Consider the following 4,880-nt stretch of genomic DNA (forward strand, 5'->3'; position numbering starts at 1 on the left):
CCCCCCAGACAACCAGTCGGGCTCAACCTGACGGAAATCGGCACACCCACACAGGCCAAAATCGGCACCATCTCCAGTGCCGCTTTTGGTGATATGTGGTTTCCGGCCGGCGCAGCGAAGATCCCTCAACGAGAAACTCCCGTCGCAGGCCGATTAGCCGTCCCCGTGCTCGCGGCCTGTCCGACCAACTCCACGTCCTGGAGTCAACCGGTCCGGGGGTCAACCGGCTCCAATCTTGTGCTGAAGCGACGCCTGTCAGCACGCCACTTCCTGGCCAGTTCTCGAACGGAGAGATTCAGGAGATTTTTGAATTTAGGAAGCCATCCAACTCCCGACACGGAAATCCGAAATACGGAAGAAGGTCCAATAGAATTCATGCTGTTTACTGTCACCACGGCCTCCGCCTGCGCGGTACCGGACTTGTKAGGAGTAAAAACAACAGAGATATCCTGACCCTCTCCGGGCCGTAAAATCGTTGGCGGAAGCGCCATGTCGAAACGAAATTGACCGATCGACGGAGATTCGTTTTCAAAGATTGCCGAAATTACCGAGACGCTATACTGCCCGGTGTTGAGTATGCTAACTTCTCGCCGACTAGACGTACCGACCTTGACTGACCCTAGATTGATACTAGTAGGCTCGACGCGAAGGCCTGGGTTTCGGCCCGGCGACGTATCATCGGCTGGAATCGTTCCCGTTCCGGACACGGAAAGTCGCACTGAAGTGGAACGCTCCTCAGCCACTGTTTCGGCGACTGTCGCCACGGCCTCCGAATGCGCTTCACCGGCATGCTGTGGGCAGAACGAAACCGAAATACTCTGACTCTCTCCCGGTGCCACCACCATGCCGGGGAACGCCGTTCCGAACTTAAACTGATCGACGTAGGGTGACTCGCGCTCGACGACCACAGACTTTATTACAACCTCACGCCGTCCGGTATTGAACAGTCGGTAGTTCGTGCGGCATGACGTGCCAACTTCGACCGCACCGAAGTTTATGCTTCCGGGCTCAAGGCGAAGCGTGGAAGCCAGGGGCGGCGCGGCCACAGGTCCCCGCAGGATGATTTCGCATGTCGGATTTGCCGGATCTGTTGTCTGAAGTTTAACTAAGGCCTCTACGACATAGGGAGGGTAAGTCTCGAATCTGGATCCCGCGAGAAAGTTCGGGGGCTTGAACTCTGCAGGTATAGTCACCGTGGATCGAGGTGGCAAAGTGACTCTCGGATTGTTGACTTGGAATAAGGTTGGATGGTCACCAACAATCTCGATATCGATCACATCTAGTCGATCTGGCCCGACATTCTCTAGATTTATGTTGAATTGAACGGACGTGCCAGCCTTTTGCTCAGGTAGCTCAATAAGATTTGCGGAGTCTGCGCCGATACTGCCTGCCACCCTGACCCGCGGCGCCCAGTCCACGTAGTAGTGAGCCTTAAAAACGCTACGATCGTTGGCCGGGTCATTTTTGTCTGCAATGAAATAGCGATTGCCGTCTTCGTCGTAGGTTTCAACCGTGGCTGGAGCGCTGATGGATGCCTCGACAACTATTCCGTCGTCCACCACCTCAATCGACCGTATCTCATCCAACGACCGCTCTGTGCCGTTGAGGATCGCGACCTCTCTAAAACGGACCAAGCTTCGATCCATTTTGAACAACGCAGGAAGCTCGGGCCCTTTGATATGCATGCGAGCATGAGCATCCTCCCGATAGTTTTTTTTGTCGGACAAGATGGCGACGCGCCCTCTTAGGCGGCCATCATTAAATATGCCACCCCTTGCGAAAGTACACTCGTACAAGGGGGCGGCAAGGCACAGCGTTTCTTTCTCTGTTCCGGTAGCCGGGAGCCTCCGCACAGATTTAATCTCCTTCCATTTGAATGGATGAAGCTCCGTCCAGACGCAACCATAATTGGTGACCAGAAGAGGGGAAGGCGGGTTTTCTCGAGACCAATTTCGGAAGAACTTCGTTATCGCACTACCTCGCCAACAGAAGTTCTCATGCTGGTTTTCTATAATCCATCGTCCGGCGACTTCTATTCGGTCGCCCACGGCGAGATTACGCCCATCAACCTTGAACCATTCTTCCTTCCTCTCCTCCGGATAGTATGAGGGGGCCACTCGATTGATCCAATCCGGATTATCGAAGTCGTGATGGTAGCCTTCGACATGTATGCACCCCGGAGGCGATCTAAACGGAGTTGGATTATTCCCGGAAATGGCAATMAGGTGGCGATAGTTGGGGTCAACCTCTAGATCGAATGCGTCCGMCCCGCCGAGCTCCGCACCGATTTGTTTCGGCTCGCGGTGGTCATTCGGGTCTACCGCATCCCTCACGATGCCTCGGACTGTCACATCCTCCATTAACCAGGTCCACTTCGACAACTTCTGTCCCGGTATCATGCGTGCCACCACAGCGCCTCCACAAGCTCCTGCTGGGAATAATGTCCGGCCGCGTTACGTCATCTTGTGGGAGTATGCGACCGAGTCAGGGCCGCTAGCGGACATCCGGATCTTGTAGCAAACTAACGCCATGCGCGTCAGTAGGACGATCAGAAACATGCGATACCGCCTCTGGGTCGAAGTGTTCATATCTATTCTGAGTTGCATCCTCCTCGTTGTCATATTGATCAGCGACAAGTGGATAGAGTACGTTTTTGGTGTCGAACCAGACCGAGGCGATGGTTCGCTCGAATGGGCTATTGCGGCCGTCATGGCCGCATCTGCGGCTATCTTCTCCGTCCTCGCTCGCCGAGAGTTCAGGCGGTCTGCCGAGGCATTTGACTCCTGAAAACTTGACGTGTGCTGCGATTAGGGTGAACCTGGAATCCCCGACCAAGAATTGGGTGAATTCAACTGGTCGTCGCAACGCCTCGATCTGGAGGTGTGTAAGTGGGGCGACGGGCAGGGTGGGCGCAGGCGGTAACGGGGCGGGCGGGGACGCGGTCGCCGGGGCAGCCGCCGGTGGCGCAGCGGGAACACCGGCAGCGGTTATGGGCGGCGGTCGCTGGCGCCCGGGCCCGCTGGGCCACCAGCGACGAGGTCTACGGCAAAGAACCGCCCAGCGCGCCGCCCGCGCGGACCGCCGCCTCGGCTACGTCCTCGCCGTCGCCAAGAACCACATGATCCACACCAGGGCCGGTGAGAAGAAGGCGATCGACCTCGCCGTCACCCTGCCGCACATGGCCTGGAACCGCCTGTCCGCCGGCAAGAGCGCCAAGGGCGGACGCCTCTACGACTGGGCGGTCGTCGAAACGACCGACGGCGACCTGCCCGGCCACCACCACCTGCTCGTCCGCCGCAACATCAGCAACGGCGAGTACGCGTTCTACCGGGCCACAGCCCCGCCCCGGTCTCGCTGACCACGTTCGTCCGGGTCGCGGGGATCCGCTGGGCCGTCGAGGACGACTTCCAGCCGAACAAGGAACTCGCAGCCCTCGACGAGCACCAGGTCCGCCGCTGGACCTCCTGGCACCGTTGGACCCTGGCCGCGATGATCATCTACGCGTTCCTCGCAGTTACCACCGCCACAGCCCGTCAGACCGAGCCCGCCGCCGGGCTGGTCCCGCTGACCGTCAACGAGGTCCGCCACCTGTTCGTCGAGCTCGCCCTACGCCGACCCGCCGCGCCGGACACCTTCGTCCTCGCCTGGTCCTGGTGGAGGCGCCGCCGACAGTTCACCGCCCAAGCCAGCCACTACCGACGCCGGGCTAGAAGACTACAACTCAATTGATCACAAAAGTCTGGTTGGAGTAGCAGTGAGGCTTCGCCTCGGACCGTCGAGGTTCGGGGCTGGTCCGGGTGCCGCGGGCGCGGGTCGCTCGTGGTCGGTGGCGCGTGGACGGCCCCTGTGGGGTCGGGCGTCGGGCCGCCGTGGGTGGGGCAGACCGGTCGCGGGAGATGATGGACATGCCGCCTATGGCATCTCCGTCGTTGGAAGAACACTGCTGCGGGCTTCTCGCTCGGGTTGCTGTGCGCCTTCTTCGATTCGGTGGTGGATCTCGCCGCGCAGCTGGGTAACCAGCCGTCGAGCCGCGGGAGCGGCTGGCCCCCGCCAAACGCGCGCCGAAGGTCACGGAGGCGGCGTGAGCTGCCGGCTGGGCGGGGCTCGGCGATTGATCAGATCCCCCYTCTCGACTCCGGCCCTGGGGCCGAGGGCGTCGATGGCTAGGTGCGGTGGTCGAGTGCGCCGTGGGTGTCGCTGCGGAGCTGGGTGACCAGGCTGCGGGCGGTGGTCGCGCCGACGGCGAGTCGTTTTCTCAGGTTGTCTGCGGAGATCGGTCGTTGGTGCTGTTGCCAGTGCAGTACGTCCTCTGCGCGTGCCCGGTGCAGGAGGTCCTGCCGCCGGGCCTGGTCCTGCCCGGCCGCTGATGGCGTACCCGCTGGGGGAGCGTCGTTCCGTGCTGGCCGGTGGTCAGCTTCGGCGGCCGGATCCGGATGCGGACCGGGTTGGCTGGGTGGTGGGRCTGCCTGCTGACCTTCCCCGGCATCTGTCCTGCGGTTCGTCGTCTGCATGGCGTGGAGGAGTCCCGGTCCGACCTCGGACCAGCCGATAAGGAGGAGTGGTCCGACGGCGTCGAAGGCCGCTTTGCCGTAGTGGCCGGCGATAAGGGGTTCGGCGATGTTGAGGGCGAGGGTGACGGTGCTCGCGAAGATGAGCAGTCTCCGCGCCGAGCGCAGGACCTCTACAGGCCCGCCGTTCACGGAGAGTCGCCGGCAGCCGAGAAGCAGACCGACGATCGACAGGTCCACCGCCGGCGCGACGAGTGGTGCGACCCAGATTGGAACACCGAGTCGCAGGCCGAGTGCGAGGACGTTCCCGTCGAGTAGGCCGTGGGCGCGGTGCCGGGATTGCTCTCGGCCCGTTTCCCACGGCCTCTCTCC

The 4,880-nt window shown here is 61.2% G+C and carries 4 protein-coding genes; 2 read left to right on the plus strand and 2 right to left on the minus strand.

What is annotated here, in order from left to right:
- Positions 1-203 precede the first annotated feature (203 nt).
- The gene (locus BCD49_RS40350) at positions 204-2,411 is read right to left on the minus strand and encodes a choice-of-anchor D domain-containing protein (protein WP_131803385.1); all 2,208 of its coding nucleotides are present in this window, start codon (positions 2,409-2,411) and stop codon (positions 204-206) included.
- A gap of 578 nt (positions 2,412-2,989) precedes the next feature.
- Between BCD49_RS40350 and BCD49_RS06510 the strand changes: the two genes are divergently transcribed.
- The gene (locus BCD49_RS06510) at positions 2,990-3,358 is read left to right on the plus strand and encodes a hypothetical protein (RefSeq protein WP_007513507.1); all 369 of its coding nucleotides are present in this window, start codon (positions 2,990-2,992) and stop codon (positions 3,356-3,358) included.
- A 131-nt stretch (positions 3,359-3,489) separates the two neighbouring features.
- On the plus strand, positions 3,490-3,729 hold the full coding sequence (locus tag BCD49_RS40365) for a hypothetical protein (protein ID WP_007513509.1): 240 nt from the start codon (positions 3,490-3,492) through the stop codon (positions 3,727-3,729).
- A 434-nt stretch (positions 3,730-4,163) separates the two neighbouring features.
- Here the strand turns inward: BCD49_RS40365 and BCD49_RS40370 are convergent.
- A partial coding sequence (locus tag BCD49_RS40370; protein ID WP_083401300.1) for a hypothetical protein occupies positions 4,164-4,880 on the minus strand: 717 nt, incomplete at its 5' end.

Origin of the sequence: Pseudofrankia sp. EUN1h, assembly GCF_001854645.1 — a bacterium.
Lineage (GTDB): Bacteria > Actinomycetota > Actinomycetes > Frankiales > Frankiaceae > Pseudofrankia > Pseudofrankia saprophytica.